The following is a 23,140-nucleotide window of genomic DNA, read 5'->3' on the forward strand; positions in this document are numbered from 1 at the left end:
AAACAATATTAAAAAGGCGGTGGCAGTGAGCTCCGCCTTTTTTTATAATGATGTCTAATTGAATTAAAAGAAAAGAAATCATGCGAATAGCTCTATGTATTGAATATGATGGTGCCGAATATTACGGTTGGCAACGTCAAAGAGATGTAAACAGTGTCCAAGAAGAACTGGAAAAAGCATTAACTATCGTTGCTAATGAGCCTATTGAAGTTCATTGTGCAGGTCGAACGGATGCTGGTGTTCACGGTACAGGACAAGTCGTGCACTTTGATACAACAAGTTCTCGCAAATTAGCAGCGTGGATGATGGGGGCGAATGCGAACTTACCAAAGAACATCGCAGTTCGTTGGGCCAAAGAGGTAAATGAGGATTTTCATGCTCGTTTTACCGCTACTGCTCGTCGTTATCGCTATATCATCTATAATAATCGTTTGCGTCCAGCAATTTTAGGGCATGGTGTAAGCCATTATCATGATGCGTTAGATGCGAATTTAATGCATGAAGCTGGTCAATATTTATTAGGCGAAAATGATTTTACGTCATTTCGTGCCGTTCACTGTCAATCACGTTCACCATGGCGCAACTTAATGCACTTAAAAGTCACTCGTCATGGTGATTTTATTGTTATTGATATTAAAGCAAACGCTTTTGTTCACCATATGGTTCGTAACATTACCGGTAGCTTAATCGAAGTAGGCAAAGGAAAGCAAAAACCAGAATGGATTAAATGGTTATTAGAAGCTAAAGACCGAAAACTGGCTGGAGCTACGGCTAAAGCCGAAGGTTTGTATCTTGTGGATGTAGATTACCCGCTAGAATGGGAATTACCGCGAGTACCACTAGGTCCTTTATTTCTAGATAATGATTGATTTATCACTACGAAAAGTAGAGATGGATTCAATATTGAAAATAGGTACAACCAGTTTTTTATCTACACTGGCGGATATTTATGGTTTAATCTATTTAATTGAATTTTATTCTCTTGCGATGGTGCGAGAGATCACTAATAGAAAGGTCGTCCATGAGTTGGCTTGAAAAGATTTTTAATACAAGCAATATTGTTAGTTCACGTAAAGCATCGATCCCTGAAGGGGTTTGGACGAAATGTACGTCATGTGAACAAGTTCTTTATTCTGCAGAATTAGAGCGTAACCTAGAAGTGTGTCCAAAATGTGACCATCATATGCGAATGAAAGCTCGTAAGCGTCTTGAAACATTCTTAGATGCAGAAGGTCGTGTTGAAATTGGTGCTGAATTAGAACCAAAAGATGTTTTAAAGTTTAAAGATTCAAAGCGTTATAAAGATCGTATCTCTGCTGCACAAAAATCAAGTGATGAAACAGATGCTCTAGTGGTAATGAAAGGTACTCTATTAGAATTACCGGTTGTTGCATGTGCATTTGAATTCTCATTTATGGGTGGTTCAATGGGTTCTGTTGTTGGCGCTCGCTTTGTTAAAGCGGTAGATGCTGCAATTGAAAATAACTGTCCTCTTGTATGTTTCTCTGCAAGTGGTGGCGCACGTATGCAAGAGGCGCTTATGTCTCTAATGCAAATGGCAAAAACAAGTGCAGCTCTAGCTCGTTTGTCTCGTAAAGGCCTACCATTTTTCTCTGTACTAACTGACCCAACAATGGGTGGTGTATCAGCAAGTTTAGCAATGCTAGGTGATATCAATATCGGTGAACCAAAAGCGTTAATCGGCTTTGCTGGTCGTCGTGTTATTGAGCAAACTGTGCGTGAAGATCTTCCTGAAGGTTTCCAACGTAGTGAATTCTTGCTTGAGCATGGTGCGATTGACATGATTGTTGACCGTCGTGAAATGCGTCAACGTATCGGTGGGTTAATGGCTAAAATGACGAATCAAGAGTCACCATTAGTTGTTCCTGTTGATGGTTCACACTAAGAATTAAATCAAATGGGACCAAGGTTGTTAGTTCTTACTTTAAAACAGCAACCTAAGTCATATATACTGTCACTATATTCGTTAGTGAAGTAGTTGAATTATGACAACATTTGATTCTCCGAAAGCCACATCTGATTTATCGGTGTGGCTTCGTTATTTAGAAAGCATTCATACTAGTGCAATAGATTTGGGTTTAGACCGTGTTCAGCGTGTTGCACAACGAGCAAAATTAACTAAACCAGCACCAACGGTAATCACAGTTGCAGGAACAAACGGTAAAGGTTCAACCTGTGCATTAATGGAATCTATTTTAATCAATGCTGGTTATCGTGTTGGTGTTTATAGTTCTCCTCATCTTATTCGTTACAACGAACGTATTCGTATTAATGGTAACGACTTATCTGATTCTCTTATTTCTCAGTCTTTTGCTGCTATTGAAGCGTGGCGTAAAGATATTTCACTTAGTCTTTTTGAATTCGGAACGCTTTCTGCTCTTTGGGCTTTTAAAGCGCATCAAGTTGATGTGGTTTTGCTTGAAGTTGGCCTTGGTGGACGTTTAGATGCGACGAATGTTGTTGATCATGATGTATCAATTATTACAAGCTTAGCTGTTGATCATGTTGATTGGTTAGGTGACGATATTGAAGTCATTGGTTTTGAAAAGGCGGGCATTTTTCGTTCAGAAAAACCAGCTATTTGTGGTCAACCTAATCCACCTTCAAGTGTTGCAGCTCATGCAGATGATATTAATGCTGATTTATATCAGGTTGGTTATCAATTTGATTATAACGTGCATGCAGATACTCAAACGTGGTCGTGGAAGAGTGGAGCATTTGATCTAGATAACTTACCATTACCTAATTTACCACTAGCGAATGCAGCGACGGCCATTATGGCTTTAGGTGTTTCAGGATTAGAATTGAGTGATATTAATATTGTTGAAGGTTTAAAATCAGCAACGTTACCTGGAAGAATGCAGCGATTGACTCGTGGCAACTCTGAATTTGAGCCTACGATTATACTTGATGTTGCGCACAACCCACATTCGGCGCACTATCTTGTACAGCAAGTAAGACAGCGTTTCCCAAATAAGAAAATCCATGCAGTAGTAGGGATGTTACATGATAAAGACATTAAATCTACTTTAGGTGAGTTCACGGGAGTGATTGATGTTTGGTATCCTGCATCGTTATCAGGACCAAGAGCGGCTAACGCAAGTGAATTAACCGCTGTTTTATCAAAAGAAATAACAGAATATTCATCACCTGTTGATGCTTTTAAAGTAGCATTACAACAGGCTGAAAATGAAGATTTAATTTTAGTCTTCGGATCATTCCATACGGTCGGTGAAGTATGGGATTACTGGAAAAAAGAAGCATGAGGAACATGAGTGTCTAGTCCATTTCAACGACGTTTAGTCGGAACCATAATATTGGTTGCTATTGGGGTAATTGTTTTACCTGATCTATTTGATGGTAAGAAAAAGCATTACCAAGAAGAGTTTGCAAGTATTCCAATTAAGCCTGAGCTTTCTAAAGATGTAGAGCAATTTGAGATTCAAGAGCCGGTTGATTTTGATGCGGAACTTCCAGATGAACCTGTCGAAGTAACTATTGAATCTTCACCTACTGAGCCTGAAAAAGAAACGTTGACGATTGTTGAGAAAAAACAATCACAGCCTTCTAAAGTGGATTATGCAAAAAGCGCATGGATCATTCAGCTTGGTGTATTTAGAAATGCAGACAACGCAAAAAATCTTGCTCTTAAGCTACGTAAGCAAGGTTACCAAGCGCATACTTTCCCTAAAGATCCACAATCTGGTGATTTAGTTCGAGTTGCTGTTGGTCCAGATGTTTCTAAACCTGATCTAGAAAAGCAACTGCCAAAATTAAAAGAAATAACTGGCTTAAATGGTCAATTGCTCAAATTTACACCACTAAACCCATAAGAAAACGTTTGCGTAGCGGATTTTTCTGTTAAAATGCGCAGCAACAGAGAAAAGATAAATTATGATTTGGATCGATTTTGTCATTTTAGGCGTTATTAGCCTGTCAGCTTTAATCAGTTTGATTAGAGGTTTTGTAAAAGAAGCGTTGTCTTTGGTTATTTGGTTTGGTGCATTTTTTATTGCCAGCAACTTTTATCCAAAGCTAGCGGTTTACTTTACAAATATTCATGACGAAATGATAAGAAATGGCAGTGCGATAGCTGCCTTGTTTGTGGCAACCTTAATTGTTGGTGCGGTTGTTAACTACGTAGTAGGTCAATTAGTACAAAAAACAGGGTTGTCAGGAACCGATAGGATTTTAGGAATTGTCTTTGGAGGCTTAAGAGGCGTGCTAATCATAGCAGCTGTTTTATTCTTCATTGATGCCTTTACTTCTTTATCAGATTCAGAGTGGTGGAAGCAATCACAATTAATACCGCAATTTTCGGTAGTAATTGAGTGGTTCTTCGATTACTTAAAGGATACATCAAGTTTTCTTCCTGGCGCTAAATAGCGCCAGTTTTTTAGCAAATTGAGGACTCTAGGACATGTGCGGTATTGTTGGAATCGTGGGCGCAACACCAGTAAACCAGTCAATCTATGACGCTTTAACAGTGCTACAACATCGTGGCCAAGATGCTGCTGGTATTATTACCATAGAAAGCAATCGTTTCCGTCTGAGAAAGGCGAACGGTTTGGTGAAGGATGTATTTGAAACAAAACACATGCAACGCCTACAAGGTAACGTTGGTATTGGCCATGTTCGATACCCTACAGCAGGCAGTTCTAGTGCGTCAGAAGCGCAACCTTTCTATGTTAACTCTCCATTTGGTATCACCCTCGCGCATAACGGTAACTTAACCAATGCGAACGAAATCCGTGAGACTTTATTTGAACAAGAACGTCGTCATGTTAATACAACTTCAGATTCAGAAGTGTTATTAAATATTTTTGCGCACCATCTTGATGAATCAAAAAATTACCCATTAACTCAAGAAGATATTTTTAAAACAGTCACTAAAGTTCACGAGCAAATTCGTGGTGCTTATGCGGTAACCGCAATGATTATTGGACACGGTATGGTTGCCTTCCGAGATCCAAATGGTATTCGTCCATTATGTCTAGGTAAACGCAAAGTTGAAGGCCGTACAGAATATATGGTGGCTTCAGAGTCTGTAGCTTTAGATGCTGTCGGTTTTGATTTTGTTCGTGATGTTGCACCAGGTGAAGCGATTTATGCTCCATTTGAAGGTGGGCTATATACACAACAATGTGCACATGAACCTAAACTAAACCCATGTATTTTTGAGTTTGTTTACTTTGCTCGCCCTGATTCTTTTATCGATAAAATTTCGGTATACAGTGCTCGAGTTGAAATGGGTAAGCGTTTGGGTGAAAAAATTAAGCGTGAATGGGAAGATCTTGATATTGATGTTGTATTGCCTATTCCTGAAACATCATGTGACATCGCATTAGAAATCGCACAAATTATTAATAAACCTTACCGTCAAGGTTTTGTTAAGAATCGTTATGTTGGCCGTACCTTTATTATGCCAGGACAACAAGAGCGTAAGAAATCTGTACGTCGCAAGCTAAACGCGATTCGTTCTGAATTTAAAGATAAAAATGTTTTATTGGTTGATGACTCTATTGTGCGTGGAACAACCTCAGAGCAGATTATTGAAATGGCTCGTGATTCTGGTGCTAAGAACGTTTATATGGTGTCAGCGGCTCCTGAAATTCGTTTCCCTAACGTATATGGCATCGATATGCCAAGTGCAAATGAATTGATCGCACATGGTCGTGAAGTGGATGAGATCTGTAAGGCGATTGGTGCTGATGCCCTTATTTTCCAAGATCTTTCGGACTTAGTTGATGCGGTTGGTTGCGGTAACAGAGAGATTGAGAAATTTGAAACATCGGTTTTCAATGCGCATTATGTTACGGGTGATGTTGATCAAAATTACTTAGAGTATTTAGAAAGCCTACGTAATGATGATGCAAAACAAGATAACGAAGCACAGAATGTAGCAAGTCTCGATATTTATAACGAAGAGATTTAATTTTCGTTCAGAATAAAAAAAGCCTGTGATTTCACAGGCTTTTTTATATGTAATACATTAATCAGGAATGTGATTACTTACAAAATCAATAAACAAACGTACTTTTTCAGGTTGATGATCTTTGTAGTTGTATATCATGTAAATATCACGAGGGTTAGCAGACCAATCACTTAGAACTCGAATAAGCGAACCTTCCTCTAGATATTGGCTGATCATGATATCTGGCATTAAGGTAATCCCCAATCCATTTGAACACGCCATACGAATTACATTTAGTTCACTTGCTTCAAAACGTCCAGCATCGGTAATTGTAACTGATTCACCATCTCTGTTGGTTAAGCGCCAACGCATTAAAGGGTTGCCTTTCAATAGACTGTGTTTATGCAGTTCTTGCGCATGAGTTGGTTCAGAGTTTTTTTCTAAGTAAGTTGGGCTCGCAACTAAAATATCTTCCAAAGAGCCAATTTGACGAGCAATAAGAGAGGAATCTCGTTGCTTACCAACGCGGAAAATAATATCCCAATCAGTAGGGTCAAGCTGCTCGGGTTGATTGCTCATGGTTAAGTTGATGCTAATATCAGGATAAAGCAGCATAAACTTATTCAAAATGGGTTGGATCATGCGTTTAGTTAGGTTTGAAGGCGCTGCAATCTTTAGCTTTCCTGCTGCACCACGACATTCTTCACCTAGATATTCACTGGTGTTTACCAATGTCGCTAGAATAGGGGCACATTCATCGTAAAACTTTTGACCAGCTTCAGTAAGAGATAATTTCCTAGCATGACGGTTGAGTAAGCGAATATCTAAAGAATCTTCTAAAGCTTGAATCCGACGAGTAATTGTCGCAACAGGAATTAGGGTTTTTCTTGAAGCTGCAGTGTAGCTGCCATTTTCAACCACTTGTCGAAACAAATTCAAATCATCTAATTTCATTATATTAAGATACTCTCCGTTTTTTAGAGCGCTAAAGTGTAACAAAAATGCGTGAATTGGTGTTGTTATAAGTCAACTAAAATGAAAATCTGTAAATAAAAGTCCAAATTCACGGCTAATTTAGCATTTTATTAATAATGATAGCTAAAATAATTTGTGCTCGCTTGGATCTCGAACTAAATTTATTTTAGATAATAAAAATAATAGGTATTGAATTTGGGTGCGTGCAGAGGGTAGTCGTATGTCAGTGTCAGTAGAGCAGGCAACAAGAAGAAAGGAAGGAGAGGGGAACACTCCTGTAGAAGATCTATTAAGAAACAAAGATATTTTGATTGTTGATGATGATCCAATCTTTCGTTCAATGATAAGAGCGGTCTTAGAAACATATTCGTGCAATGTTAAAGAAGCGAACAACGGCCTTGAAGGTTTACAAATGCTTAAGCATTCTTTACCTGATGTATTGCTGTGTGATTTAGCCATGCCTATTTTGAACGGCATCGAATTTGTAGAGGAAGCGGTATTGGAATACCCAATGCTTCCAATTATTGTTATTTCAGGTAGCGGTGATATGCAAGATGTCGCTAAGGTGTTGCGTCTTGGAGCAAAAGATTTTCTAGTTAAACCAATTAGCGATGTATCAATTTTAATTAAATCGCTCTCTTCTGCATTAAAGCTAAGTGAAGAAAGCTCATTAAGAATGCAAGATTTTTCTAGTCAGTGGTTTAGAACATCTGAGTTGGATAAAAGTTGTAATGATGAACTACATTGGCATTTAGAGTATTTACAAGAAGAGCCTAATGTTGGTCGAGAATTATTGTTTGAGTTATTGCCAGAGAGTGAAGCTCAGCATGCTAACTGGAAATTAAGTTATCGTTTATTGCAATCAACCGATGGTATGCCTTTAATCTTTGATTATGAATGGTTATTGGATGGTCGTTTATTTTTCTATCTTGTCGATTCCGACTCAGGTGGGGAAAACGGTGTTATTTCTTGTTTATTAATCAGAGCCTTCTTTAATGATTTTATTCGAGACCAACAGATGTCCACTAATACGATTTCTGCAATGGTCGCATCAATAGAAAAAGGCATGAGTACAATGGATAATAGCCAAGCTATGTCGGGCGTTTTTGGGTATGTTGATTTGTCCGAGCAAGCGGTTTTTATTTTATCAGCTGGTCTTGATGCTATCTGGGAAAGTAATAATCAACGTAATGTGCTCCGAGCAAATAATCAATTAACGATTAATGCGTCAAATAACCAAGTTCATCGTTTTTCAGTGAAAGAAGGTGCGAATAGCCTTTCATTAAATAACGTAGGGTGCAGCAGCTTTAAGTTGGAATTGACATCGTTTTAGAATTGATTAAAGTCGAGGTTTGTTTACATTCTGGTTAACTTTTTGATTCTTTAGAGGCTGATTTGCATTTTACCCGTAGAGTATTTTGGTTCGTTACTGGATTAACATCGCTTATTTTAGGTTTAATCGGTGTTATTCTGCCTCTTTTACCAACTACACCTTTCCTGTTATTAGCTAGCGCATGTTTTATGAAAGCATCGCCGCGAGTTAACCATTGGTTGATTACTCATCCATTTTTAGGTCCTCCGATTGTTGAGTGGCAAGAGAAAAAAACGATTAAAAAATCAATAAAGAAAAAAGCCTTTCTTTTGATAATACTAAGTTTTGTAATTTCAATTATTCTTGCACCACTATTATGGGTAAAACTAGGCCTATTTTGTTTTGCTATTGTGCTTTTGGTCGGTTTTTCAAGGATTCCTACATCGGAGTAGGTTTATATTAACTCTTTGATCAACTACGCACCTTGCTTGGTAATACTTGCTCATGGATGAGAAAGTGAATACCATTGCTCGGTTAATTTATTTTTATGCCCGAATAGAGGCAAAGCAGGTCAAATAACCATGTCTACAGAAACACTAGCACTGATTAAAAGCAGCATTAAATCAATTCCTGATTACCCTAAAGCTGGCATTATGTTCCGTGATGTAACAAGCTTAATGGAAGACCCAAAAGCATACCAAGCAACGATTCAACTATTAGTTGAAAAGTATAAGCAAGGCGGCTTTACAAAAATCGTTGGTACTGAAGCTCGTGGTTTCTTATTTGGTGCACCGTTAGCATTAGAATTAGGTGTTGGTTTTGTTCCTGTTCGTAAACCGGGTAAATTGCCTCGTCCAACTATCGCACAAACTTACGACTTAGAGTACGGTACAGATACATTAGAAATTCATACTGATGCGATTATTGAAGGGGACAAAGTACTTGTTGTTGATGATCTATTAGCAACGGGTGGAACGATTGAAGCAACAGTAAAACTGATCCGCCAACTTGGTGGTGAGGTTGAGCATGCCGCATTTGTTATTAATCTTCCAGAAATTGGTGGCGAAGCACGTTTAGAAGGCCTAGGTCTAAACGTATACAGCATTTGTGAGTTTGCTGGTCACTAATTCTTCATATACACAGTTAATTACGTGAGATCTCTCTATCAAGGAAGATCTCATTTTTTTGCTGTGCTACGATTTAGATCTATTTTATTTTGGGCTGTATTCTATGAGCTATCAAGTATTGGCGCGGAAGTGGCGACCACATCATTTTAAAGATGTTGTAGGCCAACCTCATGTGCTTACTGCGTTGGAAAACGCACTTGACCATAATCGACTTCATCACGCTTATCTATTTAGCGGAACTCGTGGTGTGGGTAAAACCACGATTGCGCGTTTATTTGCTAAAGGATTGAACTGTGAAGAAGGGATCACATCAACACCGTGTGGTGTGTGTTCAACATGTAAAGAAATCGACGAAGGGCGTTTTGTTGATTTACTTGAAATCGATGCAGCTTCTAGAACGAAAGTGGAAGATACACGTGAACTATTAGATAACGTTCAATATAAGCCTGCGCGTGGTCGCTTTAAGGTTTATTTGATCGATGAAGTTCATATGTTATCTCGTCACAGTTTCAATGCGCTATTAAAGACATTGGAAGAGCCGCCTGAATATGTGAAATTCTTATTAGCTACAACGGATCCACAAAAGCTACCTGTAACGATTCTTTCTCGTTGCTTGCAGTTTCATCTTAAGCACATCAGTGTTGATCAAATTCATGAGCAGTTAGATTTTGTTCTTGATAAAGAAGAAGTATCAAAAGAAGCTCGAGCTCTTGGGCTTATTGCTCATGCTGCTGATGGCAGTATGCGTGATGCATTAAGTTTAACGGATCAAGCTATTGCTCTTGGTAACGGTTCAGTGACGGCTGAAATTGTATCGGCAATGCTCGGAACCTTAGATACTGATCAAGCGATTCGCATTTTAGAGGCGATCAGCACTAAAAATATGCAGACATTGATGAATTGCGTAAATGATCTTGCTGATATTGGTGTTGAATGGGATGGATTAGCGAAAGAGTTAGCTAATCAGCTTCATAAATTAGCTATGTATCAAGCATTACCAGCCACTCTAGATAAAACACAACCAGATGCTGAACGTATTGAGCTATTAAGTACGCAGTTGTCGCCTCAAGAAGTGCAATTGTTTTATCAAATCGTACTGCAAAGCCGTAAAGATTTACCGTTAGCACCAAGTGAGCGAACGGGTGCAGAGATGATGCTATTGAGAATGGTAGCATTTCGTCCTGTACATGCTCAGGCACTAGAAGCGCAGCCAATTGCGGTGCCATCAACAGAGCCTCAAGCAATCAATACAGCACCAAGAGTGCAGCAACAAGCTCCTTCTGCTCCTGTTAATGTTGCGCCTCAAGCACAAAGACCAATGGCGTCTCAACAGCGTCCTACAATGCCACAGCAAACACAGCAAGGTTATGCACCAGCGACTGTGCCACCGCAAACTGAGCAGCCACCAATGTATGATGCTCCTCCTATGGGGAATCAATCAGCTGAAGCTGCGGCACCAGCACCTCAACACCCTTCTTCTACGCAGGCACCTATGCAAGAGACGCCAGCACCACGAAGTGGGATATTAGGTGTTCGTAACCAACTGCGTAGTGCAAAAAATAATTTAACCAATACAGGTACTGGCTCAAAAAAGGCTAGTGCGACATCCGATAAGAAAAAAACGAGTTCAGTGTTAGAGCGTATTGCTGAAAAGCAGCATTTAGCGCCTCGTGCTCAGGTGTCGCAAATTGGAAATTCAGCAACACAAGAGAAAAAGCCAGAAGAGCCGTATCGTTGGAAATCGACCCAACCAGAAATTAAAAAAGTGGTTAGCGATGTTACTCCAACGAAACTAAAACAAGCGCTAGAGCATGAAAAAACGCCTGAAATGGTGAAATTGCTTGTTGAAGAGTCATCAAAACAAGATACTTGGTCAGCCTTGGCAATGTCATTAACATTACCAAAGTTAGTACAGCAGCTTGTTTTAAATTCAGCATTTGTTGAGCAAGATAACCAAATTAAGCTACATTTACGAGCAGCTCAATCGCATTTAAATGGCGACAAAGCCAATGAGCTGATCACTCAAGCGTTAACGCAAACATTAAATCGAGAAGTGACGGTAACCATCGATATTAGTGATGAAGGAACAACACCTTTAGAGCTGCGTGAGCAAATGTATCAAACTAAATTGCAAACGGCTTATCAGAGTTTGCAGCAAGATCCACACGTCAATTTCTTTATTCAGAGATTTGGGGCAGAGATGGATCAAGAAAGTGTGAGACCTATTTAACATAAGCGTTCATACAATCTAATTTAAAATTTAGAGTGGGTTGAAAACAAAAATTTAACCCCCATTTTTTTAGTAACAAAGAAGTAAACTTAAGAGAGAATAATTATGTTCGGTGGTAAAGGCGGCATGGGCAACTTGATGAAGCAAGCCCAGCAAATGCAAGATCGCATGCAGAAGATGCAAGAAGAAATCGCAAACATGGAAGTAACTGGTGAGTCAGGTGCTGGTCTAGTTAAAGTAACTATCACTGGTTCTCATAGTGTTCGTCGTGTTGAAATCGATCCAAGCCTAATGGAAGAAGACGAAAAAGAAATGCTAGAAGATTTGATCGCAGCTGCGTTCAATGATGCATCTCGTCGCATTGAAGAAACACAAAAAGAAAAAATGGCAAGTGTAACTGGTGGAATGCAAATGCCACCGGGCTTTAAAATGCCATTCTAATTTATCTTTATGATAAAGCTGAGATTAATAACGCATTATTAGTCTTGGAATAATTAGGCGGCTCAGTGGCTGCCTTTTTCTTTTTAGGAATATAAGAAACTATGCGAACCAGTGGTTTACTAGAACAATTAATGGAATCATTACGATGCTTACCTGGTGTCGGCCCAAAATCAGCTCAGCGAATGGCTTTCCACTTACTTCAGCGTAATCGCCAAGGTGGAATGCAACTAGCTGACGCACTTTCTCAAGCGATGTCAGAGATTGGTCACTGTTCGGAATGTCGAACATTTACTGAGGAAGATACTTGCGCAATTTGTTTGAATCCAAAGCGTCAAGCAAGTGGTGAAATGTGTATTGTGGAAAGTCCTGCAGATATTGTTGCAGTAGAAGCAACAGGGCAGTTTTCTGGGCGTTACTTTGTGCTAATGGGACATTTATCGCCACTGGATGGTATTGGTCCAAGCGATATTGGTTTAGATTTATTAGATCATCGTTTGAACCGTGGTGATATCAAGGAAGTGATTCTTGCAACTAACCCAACAGTTGAAGGTGAAGCAACGGCGCATTATATTGCAGAGCTTTGCCAAGAACACCAAGTACCAGCTAGTCGAATAGCTCATGGTGTTCCAATGGGCGGTGAATTAGAATTAGTTGATGGTACAACGTTATCTCACTCTATTCTTGGTCGTCAGAAGCTTTATTAGTTTTTAAAAATAGAGCTGGAGTTTGGAGTAGTCCGCCTGCGATTGCTCCAAATAAATGTGCCTCTGTAGCTACTTTCGCATTTATTAATGAGATGGTCGATGCACTGGCTCCAAAATAGTGTTCCCAACTGATTTTAGCAATAACACCCAGTAGCAATAACCATCCGGTTTGGCGTTTATTTTTTATATCTTCAATGGCAGCCCAAACAAATAACCCATGTAATACGCCTGACAGTCCAACATAAGCTTGTATTGGCGTAAAGAGTAACGCTAATCCAGTTAATAAGCTGATAGAAAATAGTAAAATCGATAATTTTTTAAGGGTAAGTAGTTCCTTAAAAATATAGCCAAAAATGACGAGAGCAGCAGCATTCATTACTAAATGTGCTAGATTGGTATGGGTAAAGTTCCCTGTTACTATGCGCCAAAGCTCACCATGCTCTATCAGATTGCGATTCCATGCCAATATATCCGATACCATACTAAATTGAGCAATACCAAGCCCAATCAGAATGGGAAGTAATAATTTAAACAAGTAAAGGTTCCTTGTGATTCGATTTTGTCTTCAATGCTTAAAAACAAAAAAAGCCTGTATATGTGAGTGGATCACACCCATTAGTACGGATATTGAATTAATCATACTACAGCATCCAACAGAAGCTAAGCGCCCATTAGGAACGGCGAAAATTTTATCGTTAAGTTTGGCAAATTGTCGTACTTTTATTGGCGAGAATTTTTCAGAACATTCTGAGTTAAATCAATTATTAGCTGATGATAGTTATCATCATCAAGTTTTATTTTTAGATAATGAAAGCCAAGCTATTGGTACAGATAAAACCCTTCTTCAAAAGAAACAACGCGTTATTCTATTAGATGGTACGTGGAAAAAAGCATATAAAATGTGGCAGTTGTCCACTAATTTGCATTCCTTACCTAAGGTGCATCTAAATACGAATTTATCTGGTAATTACCGAGTACGTAAAGCGCCAAAAGATAATGCATTATCAACAGCGGAAGCGGGATACCACATTTTAACTCAGCTAGATAATGACTGTGTAGTATCAGGTAATAGTGCAAAGTTTGATTCTATTTTAACGGCATTTGATAACATGATTGAGTTTCACATTAGTCAAATGCCGGAAGGGGTATTTGAGAAGAACTACCGTTCATAGTTTGCTATATACCAATCCAAGTAAGTACATAATTGATACTTATATGAATTGGCATTGATTTTTAAATAGGAACAAAAAGTTGATTATATAAACGCTGAGCATAGCCATCGGTCATGCCAGCGATATAATCCGCAATTACCCGATGTGCATTAGCGCCTGACTCTTTCGCCTCTCTCCATTCTCTTTTGTCATTTTCTGGTAATAAGCGTTCGGGATCGGAATTGAGCGCATCAAATATCTCCATGACTATTTGTTGACCCTTATATTCAATACGCTGCATTTCAGAATTGTGAATTACGAATTGGCCGACAAACTTTTTCAATACTTCTAAAGCATAACTCATAGAAGGGCTTAAAAAAGCATTCCAACGCAGTAATTCAGACTCAAATTCTGGTTCATTATTAAAGGTGGTAGGTTTAATAGTAATCGAGGTTAATAGAGCATTTACGATACTACCAATGCCGTCTTTACGCTGATACTGTAAGCCTGAAAATAGTTTATCGCTGATGGTTTCAATATTTGCTTCAAACCACTCATCACCGCATTCGGCCAATTTACTTGCGACCGATTCCTGCCACTGATTACGAGTAACAATTCCCATCACAATGGCATCTTCTAAGTCATGAACGCCATAAGCAATATCGTCAGCCAATTCCATGATGGAACAATCGATGGATTTAAAGCGAGTTTTACGGTGTGTGTGTTGACTCTCTTGCTGAAAGCGGAAAGTAGAAAATAGCGCTTTATCGACGTCCGATAGCGGTTTTAAAATCCAATTTAAAATATCTGCGTCATCACGATAAACCCCTTTTGGTGGATGCCAATCAATGGATTTTAGATGACGTACATTACTTACTTCTTGTGGTCGCTCTGTCGAATGAACTTGATCGAGAAATGCTGGATATTTTAAAACGCCCAACAAGGTTCTTCTGGCTAAATTCATACCGAAATGCTCAGTATAAGGTTCTAATTTGCTTAAAATCCGTAGAGTTTGACCATTACCTTCAAAACCACCGTGATCACGCATCATATAATTTAGAGCGATTTCACCACCATGACCAAAAGGGGGGTGGCCGATGTCATGAGCCAAGCAGATGCTTTCCATTAAGCTGGTTGATGTCAAAAGGGCGCGAAACTCAGGCTGTCTAAGCTTTAACTGCGCAACAACACCCGTTCCTATTTGAGATACTTCTAAAGAATGCGTTAATCGAGTGCGATAAAAGTCATTGGCACTACCAGGGCCGTGCACTTGAGTTTTAGCTTGAAGACGGCGAAAAGCAGCAGAGTGAAGAATACGAGCACGATCTCGTTGAAAAACGCTGCGCTGATCATTACGACGTAACTTTTGTTCGTTACTGATACGATCTTCCCAGTGAGGGGATAGAGTAATTTCATTCGGTTTATTCATTATTATTGTTCTCGAAGTTATTTCTATCTCTATATCATTACAGGCTTGCTACAAAAAGATCAATGGTTTATAGCAATTCTAGATATTATCTCGACATTATTTATGCTTATATCACTGAATTAATCAGGTTATATATCAGAGAATATAGAGCAAGAACACACAGTTATATTTGTATTATTTAGTTCGTGTATACGGATTGTTATAATAAAAACCACTTTGTTGAATGGAATAACAATATGAGTAGTGTCGTTAATTTGATAGATCAATTTGAACAGCTTAAACACGCGTATCAAACGTCGCCAAATTCATCAAAAGATGAGCGATTATTGCTGCTTGGCCAATTAAAAGAAGCCTTATTATTTGAAAAAGAAAATATAACGAGCGCATTAGAAAAAGATTATGGATATCGAAGTCATTTTGACTCCACTGTTTGTGATTTAATGCCATCAATTCAACATATTAATTACACGACCAAACGTTTATCAAAGTGGTTAAAACCACAAAAACGCAGTGCTGGTTTATTGCTTTCTCCATCAAGATTACAAGTCATTTACCAACCTTTAGGCGTGATAGGTGTGATTGTTCCTTGGAATTTTCCAATCTATTTAAGTATAGCGCCAATTGTTACAGCTATCGCAGCTGGTAATAGAGTGATGGTGAAATTGAGTGAATATACGCCAGAAACCAATCAAGTACTTCGTCGAGTATTTTCCGATTTATCAGAACATGTATGCATCATTGAAGGTGCAGCTGATGTAGCTGCTGAATTCTCTCAGCTACCCTTTAATCACTTGTTATTTACGGGCTCAACTCAAGTAGGAAAATTAGTTGCAAGTGCAGCAGCCAAAAATCTTACGCCAATTACTCTTGAACTTGGTGGTAAATCACCTGTTATTATCGCTGATGATGCGGATTTAATATCGGCAGTTGACGCCATTATGCTCGGAAAATCAATGAATGCAGGGCAAATATGCGTAGCACCTGATTATGTTTTTATTCCTAAAGATAAGGTCGAAAAGTTTATCTCTTTGTATGTTCGTCGATTTTCACAGGCGTTCCCTGAAAAAAAAGGAAAACGCGAATACAGCCATATTATTAATCAAGCTCAGTATGAACGTTTAGAATCGTATCTTACGGATGCTAAAGAAAAAGGAGCGACGCTCACTTCGATAGAAGGCGATGCACAAGCGGAAAGTCGTTCGTTTTTGCCATACCTACTTACAGACGTTAATGACGATATGCTAGTAATGCAAGAAGAGATATTTGGACCAATTTTACCCATCATTGGCTATGAGGCTATTGAAGAAGCATTTGATTATATTAAGCAGAGACCGAGGCCATTGGCTCTGTATGTGATGTCTTCCGATAAGCTGTTAATTAAACAGATTATTGAAAATACACACAGTGGTGGGATGGCAATCAACGATACTATGATGCATGTTGCTGCTGATGACGCCCCATTTGGTGGAATCGGTGATTCTGGTATGGGAAGCTATCATGGCATAGAAGGTTTTATTACGTTTTCACATGTTAAAACCGTATTATCAACGCCAACTTGGTTGCCAAGAGCACGGTTATTATTGAAGCATAAAAAATCGATGCTTAAAGTATTAGGCTTAAAATTTATGAAATAGGCCAGTTAGTCGGCTTTTGTGGTGGTTTAGCAGTTGGCAAATGAGGGGAACAGTCGTATGATCTGCTTCCCTTTTTTAATGTGAATTGCCCTTTATGTCTCAACATCAACCGGTTCAAGGCGCGTCTTGGATGCTTACCGCAGGACTTGCTTTTGCGATAGTAAACAGTATTGCTCAATATGTAAGTATGAACTTTGGTCTTCCATCTACCATGGTTGCTTTGGTTCAATACGCTATTGCTTTGGTTGTTATTTTACCTTACCTACGAACATTAGGTCTTCGCAATTCACTTCGAACTGAACACTTTGGTATGCATGCTCTTCGTGTATTCTTATCAGTTATCGGTATTCAGTTATGGCTGTGGGCTCTCGCTTACCCTGTTCCAATTTGGCAAGGCATTGCTCTTTTGATGACATCTCCATTATTTGCAACCATTGGCTCAGGTCTCTTTTTAAAAGAGAAAGTAGGAGTAGCTCGTTGGTTTGCAACTTTAGCTGGTTTTGTTGGTGCAATGATCATTCTAGAGCCGTGGTCAGATAGCTTTACATGGGCCACATTATTACCTGTTGGTGCCGCTTTCTTTTGGGCCTGTTATTCTTTAATGGTGAAGAAAATGTCGTCAAACGACTCACCATCAACCATGGTTGTGTATTTATTAGTTCTTATTACACCATTTAATATTTTATTAGCGCTGCCTGAGTGGCAAACCCCAAGTGGCATGAATGTGTGGTTATTGCTGTTTTGTGCTGGTGTAATGACAGCATTAGCGCAATGGGCAATTGTAAAAGCGTATTCAGCTGCTGATGCTTCATTTGTTCAACCTTTTGACCATGCAAAACTACCATTAAATGTATTAGCTGGTTGGATGGTATTTGGATGGGTTCCACCTGGTCGTTTATGGTTAGGTGCTGCTATTATTATTGCTTCTGTTGCGTTTATTACACAGTGGGAACGCAAGAAGAAATAATCTTTATTGATAGAATTAAAATAAACCGTACCAATTTAATTGGTGCGGTTTTTTTTATTTAAAATTAATCAAATTGATATAAATGCTTAATTATTTGCATTTTGAATATTATCCCTATGACCTTCGAAAAATAATTAAATAGGCTAATGATGCGACTTAATAATATTAAGGATTAATTATGAATCGAACCATTATTACAGCATCAACTATGCTTTCCCTTGCCCTTTTTTCTAATGTTGCTACTGCCGATGAATATAGAAATGGGCACCGTGTTGCTTTAGAAGGAGACACCAATATTGGTTATCCTCAAGTGTGTATTCGAATAAATCGAAAAGCCAATCGAATTCCTCTATTAGAAACCTATCAACAATTTCAACATGATTACCCTGATGACAATATTGTTCAATTATTAGAAAGAATGGTTCAATGGGCTGATTCTGGAGCGGTTGGACATACATGGGTGGATCTTTTTTATAAAGATGATGAAGGAAAAGTTCAGTTTGATGGGTATGGATTTGGTAGTGATGGCAACCAAGCAAGTCGAGAATTTAGCTTTCAAAAGTGCGTTCATATTGAAGATAAAAACTATCAACAAATAAAGCAGGATATAGCGGACAAAGAAGAGGCGCTATATGTTGAGAGTAAAGAGATCGCTAAGCTATTTTTAGGAATAGGAAAAGATTGGAATGGCGGTAAATATACGCTGTATGGAAACTGTGCTTGGTTTGCAGGTAATTTATTTAATTCTATCGTACCAAAAAATGACAATGTTAATTTTGCACAAGCCTTTGACTGGAATACGGTTGTGCCAAAATGGTACCCATTAAGTAAATATAAAGATTTGCCTGATCCGGGGTATATAGCTGAAAGCATTTCAAGAACCGTGAATGGGGCTGGGTGGCATGATAACGAAGGCAGTGGTTATGGAAAGCTCACTGGTGATACCTTCATTACCGCCGATGAAAATGGTTTATTAAGCGGCCCTCGTAATATTTCTGATTACTACCCAGAGCTTGGCGATGATGCAAACTTTATCTCAGCGGGCTATTATTCTGAGTCTCAAGATAAAATGCACTTTTTTACTTATAACTTAAAGCAAGATAAAGAGATCATCGTAACGCCATATTCTTCGGATGTGGCTTTTAAAAATATAGATCAAAAGTTTGTTGCAGCGTTCCATCATCCTAGTGATGACAATATTGGTATGGTTGTGACTGAAAATGGGCGTATTTTATTAACAGACACGTGGGAAGATACGGGAAATAAAGCGTTAGAAGCTTATGCCGGGGACATAACTGCGGCTTCAAATTATTTTGAAAACGGTAAGATTCTTATTTTGTTGAGACCTGATGGTGAACAATATGATGATTATCAATCAGATGGTATTCGATTTATTAAATACGATGTTGAGCAGGATAAAGTTCTTACTGAGCCTGCACTAGCTGAGCATTTAACAGGCTTCGATTTCTTTAAACAACAATAAGTTAGTTTGTAAAATCATACTGACTCAGAACATATCATTCTGAGTCAGTATTTAGATGGTTATTTTACAGCGTCTTCAAGAATTTTACGTGATACATCAGGTGTAATTGCTTGATGCTCACCTAAAGCAACCATTCCGTGAGCTTCAAGCTGTTTGATAATGGCATCAATAGCAGATGCTTTATCATTACCATGCTCCGTTAACTCAGTTGGAGAGTTTAAGCTGTGGTAGAAGTTTTCAATTTCAATGATAGTACGTTCTGCTAAATCATCGGTATAAACAAGCCCAAATACATTCTTACCCATTTGTTCTAATTTAGCTCGTTTTGCTTCGATTTGATTACGAAGTAAAGACGGTTGAACGATAGATAAAGAGCGTGCGTGATCTACGTTATAAAGCGCTGTTAACTCATGACCAATCATATGTGTTGCCCAATCGTGAGGAACACCTGTACCAATTAAGCCATTTAGCGCTTGGTTAGCTGTCCACATTAGGTTTGAGCGCCATTCATTATTGTCACGGTTATCGTATTGAGCACCGAGAGTCAGTAAGTTGCGTAGTAGGGCTTCTGCATAACCATCCTGTACCATTGCACCGGTTGGCATAGTTAAGTATTGCTCACAAGTATGAACCCAAGCATCAACAATCCCGTTAATTAATTGGCGTTCTGGTAATGTCTTCATTGAATCAGGATCAAGCACCGCAAATTTTGGTTGTACTGCTGAAGCCATGAAAGGCAGTTTGGTTTGTGTTGATTTTTGAGTAATTACAGCACCAGAGTTAGATTCTGAACCCGTTGCAGGTAGCGTTAAAATAGCGCCAAGTGGAACGGCTTCTGTCACTGTGTGTTTACCAATTAAGATATCCCAACCATTACCGTCATATTTGGTTGCTGCTGCCACATATTTTGAGCCATCAATAACTGAGCCACCACCAACAGCAAGAATGTAATCGACGTTTTCTTCTTTAGCGATAGTGACCGCTTTATCTAATGTTTCTACTGTTGGATTTGGTTCTACGCCTGAAAACTCAAGCCATGTATGATTGGATAAAGCCGCGACAACTTGATCGTAAACACCATTGTGCTTAATAGAACCACCACCATAAATGACAAGCACTTTTTGGTCTTGTGGAATAGATGTTGCGATAGCTTCGATTTGACCTTGGCCAAAATGGATTAGAGTAGGGTTAACGTAAGAGAATTTCATTGCTGTACCTCATTTCTTCCAAAAAGGATGCTCTATTTTCTAGAGCTTATTATTTCAATAAGTGCATATTAGTAGCTGGCATGTGATCTATAAAGGCGAATTCCTGCTTTTTTATTGCCTATTTCTACAATTAAGCGTATTTTTTTAAATAGAATTGAATAGATGTGATCTTAATCAGATAAAGGATAATGAATGAAGTCTTTGGGCGAATTGATGCAAAGCTATGCGGATCATTGTGGGTTTAATGATCTTGAAGGTATTAAAGAAACCGCTATTCCTGGCGTGTGGTTTTATCGCAGTAGTAAAGGAAATCAACGTCAGCCTTTTGTTTATCAGTCAGGGATTATTGTTCTTGGTAAAGGTCATAAGAATATTTATATAGGTAATCAGCCGGTTCATTATGGCCCTGATGATTATTTAGTGGTGGGCGTGCCGATGCCATTAGAGTGCGAAGCATTCCCAGAAAATGGAGAGCCGTTGTTAGGTTTAAGTATTGATGTGGATTCCGCTTTGTTACACCGTTTAGTAAATGAACTAGAAGAAGCAAAGTTTCAACCTTGTATACAAACCTCTTCAGATGGCTTTGGATTAACATCCGTAAAAATGGCGAATGATATGTTGGAGAGCTGTAAGCGATTAATGGCTGCATTACATACAGATCTAGATACAAAAATGCTAGGAGAGGCATTATTAACTGAGATTGTGTATCGAGTGCTGACTGGACCAGAAGGTCACGTATTATTTAATTTAGCGCATCATGATAGCCAGTATGCTCGTGTTGCTAAAGCGATGAATAAGATGCATCAATCGTATGCAAATAGCTTAACTGTGCAAAATTTAGCGGAAGAAGCCAACATGAGTGTTTCTGCTTTTCACTCTGCATTTAGGAAAATCACGCTAGAGTCGCCATTGCAGTATTTAAAAAAAGTACGTTTAAATAAAGCAAAAGAGTTGATTCAATTAGAAGGTAAACGAGTGAATGACGCTGCTCATTTAGTTGGATATACCAGCACTTCTCAATTTAGCCGTGAGTTTAAGCGCCATTTTAATGTGACGCCTAAGGGCTGTTTGGTTTAGTGTGAATGTTTAAGGGCAAGACAATAAAAATTAAGCGGCCCTTTGATGTATTCGGAAATATCTAATTCGTGCGATGGGTTACAGTGTAAAGCGAGAGCAAACCCATGTAGGTAATCAGCTAATAGATCCAAGGCATTTTTTTTCGCTGTATTATCGAGTTCAAGTGGCTCAATGATCATGCTAAAACGTTCGGTAAAAATATCAGCAGGCCCTTGCGATGTCATCGACAGCAGTGTTTCAAGTAGTCCTGTATACGTATTAAGTAAGCGTAGGTAACTTACACATAACAGATGTAATTCATCTTGCCAGTCAGTTTGTTCTTTTGGTTGATGTATCTCTTCAATTAATGACACTGTGATGGCTTCAAGTAGCGCGTTCTTATTGCTGAAGTAGTAGTAGATAGCCATTGCATCAACATTTAGATGCGTGGCCAGTTTGCGAATACTTGGAATTTTCCCTTCTGATTTCATTAATTCTTTTGCCATTATCATTATGGATTTTTGGCTTAGTTGTTTATTCGAACCACTAGGTCTTCCTCTTTTTTTCTCCTTGACAGACATTTAAATTCCTCGCTAAACTAATATTAATTTCTACAGTGTAGAATTATTATATAGAAAAAAATAATTGAAGCCAAGTAAAGACGGTTAACGAATAATAATTGAGGTATCACATGTCAAACAGTGTATTTATAGCGACAAGTTTAGATGGTTATATTGCAGATAAAAACGGAGGCCTTGATTGGTTACATGCGATTCCAAATCCAGATCAGAACTCTATGGGATTTACCGAACATTTTGATCGTATCGATGCCATGGTGATGGGACGTAATACTTTGGATACGGTATTAAGTTTTGATGTTGAGTGGCCTTATTCAAAACCGGTTTTTGTTCTGAGTAATACCATGACCTCTGTTCCTGAAGGGTATGAAGATAAGGTTTTTTTAGTTAAGGGTGAGTTGAAAGAGGTTCTTAATGAGATTCATGCCAAAGGCTTTAAAAACCTGTATATCGATGGTGGAGTGACTATCCAAAACTTCTTAAAAGAGGACTTGATTGATGAGCTTATTATTACCACTATACCTGTGCTATTAGGTGGAGGCTCACCATTATTTGCTGGTTTAGAACAACCGCTAAACTTTAAGTTTGTGAAGAGCGAAACCTTCCTTGGTGCGATTGTTCAGAACCACTTTGTACGTGAGCGTTGAAGATTTTTGAATCATTAGTCTAGTCCTGAATCTCCTTATTTTTCTTACTTAATTCATCACTGTGTATTTCTTCTTTTTGAAGGTTTAGCAGTGATGACATATACAAAATAGCCTCTACTTCAATCCAATTTTTTGTCATAAGCAATTTTGACTGGTAGTAATCTTTTAGTGCTGTTGAATGTTTGTTTGATAATAATTTCATACTAAGCCTACTGTAGGTCGTTGTGATGGAGTAAATAAATTATTTCAAATTATAAGGAAGC

General features: G+C 38.6%; 24 protein-coding genes. 18 read left to right on the forward strand and 6 right to left on the reverse strand.

Features of this window, described 5'->3' with window-relative positions; genetic code table 11:
- Positions 1-80 precede the first annotated feature (80 nt).
- The 6 genes from truA to purF all read left to right on the forward strand — a co-directional run bounded on the left by truA (position 81) and on the right by purF (position 5,956).
- The gene (truA, locus tag GNP81_RS04470) at positions 81-869 is read left to right on the forward strand and encodes a tRNA pseudouridine(38-40) synthase TruA (RefSeq protein ID WP_011262251.1); all 789 of its coding nucleotides are present in this window, start codon (positions 81-83) and stop codon (positions 867-869) included.
- A 152-nt stretch (positions 870-1,021) separates the two neighbouring features.
- Entirely contained in the window at positions 1,022-1,906 is an 885-nt protein-coding gene (gene accD, locus GNP81_RS04480; protein ID WP_005420025.1) for an acetyl-CoA carboxylase, carboxyltransferase subunit beta, read from the forward strand.
- Positions 1,907-2,006: 100 nt separating this feature from the next.
- Positions 2,007-3,287: a bifunctional tetrahydrofolate synthase/dihydrofolate synthase gene (gene folC / locus GNP81_RS04485; protein WP_155673624.1), complete on the forward strand. Its 1,281-nt coding sequence runs from the start codon at positions 2,007-2,009 to the stop codon at positions 3,285-3,287.
- 9 nt (positions 3,288-3,296) lie between these two features.
- Positions 3,297-3,854: an SPOR domain-containing protein gene (locus tag GNP81_RS04490; RefSeq protein ID WP_336495443.1), complete on the forward strand. Its 558-nt coding sequence runs from the start codon at positions 3,297-3,299 to the stop codon at positions 3,852-3,854.
- A gap of 61 nt (positions 3,855-3,915) precedes the next feature.
- On the forward strand, positions 3,916-4,407 hold the full coding sequence (gene cvpA, locus GNP81_RS04495; protein WP_005420022.1) for a colicin V production protein: 492 nt from the start codon (positions 3,916-3,918) through the stop codon (positions 4,405-4,407).
- Between the two features lie 34 nt (positions 4,408-4,441).
- A complete protein-coding gene (purF, locus tag GNP81_RS04500; protein WP_155673625.1) occupies positions 4,442-5,956 on the forward strand; it encodes an amidophosphoribosyltransferase in 1,515 nt (504 codons plus the stop codon).
- A 57-nt stretch (positions 5,957-6,013) separates the two neighbouring features.
- Here purF and GNP81_RS04505 read toward each other — a convergent pair whose 3' ends face one another.
- Positions 6,014-6,889: a LysR family transcriptional regulator gene (locus tag GNP81_RS04505; RefSeq protein ID WP_005420019.1), complete on the reverse strand. Its 876-nt coding sequence runs from the start codon at positions 6,887-6,889 to the stop codon at positions 6,014-6,016.
- A 241-nt stretch (positions 6,890-7,130) separates the two neighbouring features.
- On the opposite strand from GNP81_RS04505, the gene GNP81_RS04510 reads away from it, so the two are divergent.
- The 6 genes from GNP81_RS04510 to recR all read left to right on the forward strand — a co-directional run bounded on the left by GNP81_RS04510 (position 7,131) and on the right by recR (position 12,724).
- Entirely contained in the window at positions 7,131-8,243 is a 1,113-nt protein-coding gene (locus tag GNP81_RS04510; protein WP_155671566.1) for a response regulator, read from the forward strand.
- 62 nt (positions 8,244-8,305) lie between these two features.
- The gene (locus tag GNP81_RS04515; protein ID WP_155671568.1) at positions 8,306-8,674 is read left to right on the forward strand and encodes a YbaN family protein; all 369 of its coding nucleotides are present in this window, start codon (positions 8,306-8,308) and stop codon (positions 8,672-8,674) included.
- A gap of 129 nt (positions 8,675-8,803) precedes the next feature.
- The gene (gene apt / locus GNP81_RS04520; RefSeq protein WP_155673626.1) at positions 8,804-9,349 is read left to right on the forward strand and encodes an adenine phosphoribosyltransferase; all 546 of its coding nucleotides are present in this window, start codon (positions 8,804-8,806) and stop codon (positions 9,347-9,349) included.
- Positions 9,350-9,452: 103 nt separating this feature from the next.
- Entirely contained in the window at positions 9,453-11,579 is a 2,127-nt protein-coding gene (dnaX, locus tag GNP81_RS04525; RefSeq protein WP_155673627.1) for a DNA polymerase III subunit gamma/tau, read from the forward strand.
- Between the two features lie 105 nt (positions 11,580-11,684).
- Positions 11,685-12,020, forward strand: a complete 336-nt coding sequence (locus tag GNP81_RS04530) for a YbaB/EbfC family nucleoid-associated protein (RefSeq protein ID WP_005420010.1) — start codon at positions 11,685-11,687, stop codon at positions 12,018-12,020.
- 101 nt (positions 12,021-12,121) lie between these two features.
- Positions 12,122-12,724 carry a recombination mediator RecR gene (gene recR / locus GNP81_RS04535; protein ID WP_011262239.1) on the forward strand — a complete coding sequence of 201 codons (603 nt, stop codon included), beginning with the start codon at positions 12,122-12,124 and terminating at the stop codon, positions 12,722-12,724.
- Here the strand turns inward: recR and rrtA are convergent.
- Positions 12,696-13,259, reverse strand: coding sequence for a rhombosortase (gene rrtA, locus GNP81_RS04540; RefSeq protein WP_155673628.1), 564 nt, complete (start codon positions 13,257-13,259; stop codon positions 12,696-12,698). The genes recR and rrtA overlap by 29 nt on opposite strands.
- Positions 13,260-13,272: 13 nt before the next feature.
- Between rrtA and GNP81_RS04545 the strand changes: the two genes are divergently transcribed.
- Entirely contained in the window at positions 13,273-13,896 is a 624-nt protein-coding gene (locus GNP81_RS04545) for a tRNA-uridine aminocarboxypropyltransferase (RefSeq protein WP_336495444.1), read from the forward strand.
- A gap of 61 nt (positions 13,897-13,957) precedes the next feature.
- Here the strand turns inward: GNP81_RS04545 and GNP81_RS04550 are convergent, their stop codons facing one another.
- Entirely contained in the window at positions 13,958-15,304 is a 1,347-nt protein-coding gene (locus GNP81_RS04550) for an anti-phage deoxyguanosine triphosphatase (RefSeq protein WP_155673629.1), read from the reverse strand.
- A gap of 236 nt (positions 15,305-15,540) precedes the next feature.
- On the opposite strand from GNP81_RS04550, the gene GNP81_RS04555 reads away from it, so the two are divergent.
- The 3 genes from GNP81_RS04555 (at position 15,541) to GNP81_RS04565 (ending at position 19,388) form a co-directional block, all read left to right on the forward strand.
- Entirely contained in the window at positions 15,541-16,938 is a 1,398-nt protein-coding gene (locus tag GNP81_RS04555) for a coniferyl aldehyde dehydrogenase (RefSeq protein WP_155673630.1), read from the forward strand.
- 94 nt (positions 16,939-17,032) lie between these two features.
- The gene (locus tag GNP81_RS04560) at positions 17,033-17,905 is read left to right on the forward strand and encodes a DMT family transporter (RefSeq protein ID WP_155671580.1); all 873 of its coding nucleotides are present in this window, start codon (positions 17,033-17,035) and stop codon (positions 17,903-17,905) included.
- 178 nt (positions 17,906-18,083) lie between these two features.
- Positions 18,084-19,388, forward strand: a complete 1,305-nt coding sequence (locus GNP81_RS04565) for a hypothetical protein (protein ID WP_155673631.1) — start codon at positions 18,084-18,086, stop codon at positions 19,386-19,388.
- 59 nt (positions 19,389-19,447) lie between these two features.
- Here GNP81_RS04565 and GNP81_RS04570 read toward each other — a convergent pair whose 3' ends face one another.
- Entirely contained in the window at positions 19,448-20,596 is a 1,149-nt protein-coding gene (locus GNP81_RS04570; RefSeq protein WP_155673632.1) for an iron-containing alcohol dehydrogenase, read from the reverse strand.
- 192 nt (positions 20,597-20,788) lie between these two features.
- On the opposite strand from GNP81_RS04570, the gene GNP81_RS04575 reads away from it, so the two are divergent.
- Positions 20,789-21,673, forward strand: a complete 885-nt coding sequence (locus GNP81_RS04575) for an AraC family transcriptional regulator (protein ID WP_063644590.1) — start codon at positions 20,789-20,791, stop codon at positions 21,671-21,673.
- On the opposite strand, the gene GNP81_RS04580 is transcribed toward GNP81_RS04575, so the two are convergent.
- On the reverse strand, positions 21,670-22,233 hold the full coding sequence (locus tag GNP81_RS04580; RefSeq protein ID WP_063644588.1) for a TetR/AcrR family transcriptional regulator: 564 nt from the start codon (positions 22,231-22,233) through the stop codon (positions 21,670-21,672). The two genes, GNP81_RS04575 and GNP81_RS04580, sit on opposite strands and share 4 nt — an antisense overlap.
- A 110-nt stretch (positions 22,234-22,343) precedes the next feature.
- Between GNP81_RS04580 and GNP81_RS04585 the strand changes: the two genes are divergently transcribed.
- On the forward strand, positions 22,344-22,877 hold the full coding sequence (locus GNP81_RS04585; protein WP_155673633.1) for a dihydrofolate reductase family protein: 534 nt from the start codon (positions 22,344-22,346) through the stop codon (positions 22,875-22,877).
- A 19-nt stretch (positions 22,878-22,896) separates the two neighbouring features.
- Here GNP81_RS04585 and GNP81_RS04590 read toward each other — a convergent pair whose 3' ends face one another.
- On the reverse strand, positions 22,897-23,079 hold the full coding sequence (locus GNP81_RS04590; RefSeq protein ID WP_063648729.1) for a hypothetical protein: 183 nt from the start codon (positions 23,077-23,079) through the stop codon (positions 22,897-22,899).
- Positions 23,080-23,140 lie beyond the last annotated feature (61 nt).

Source organism: Aliivibrio fischeri, assembly GCF_009727955.1.
GTDB lineage: Bacteria > Pseudomonadota > Gammaproteobacteria > Enterobacterales > Vibrionaceae > Aliivibrio > Aliivibrio fischeri_A.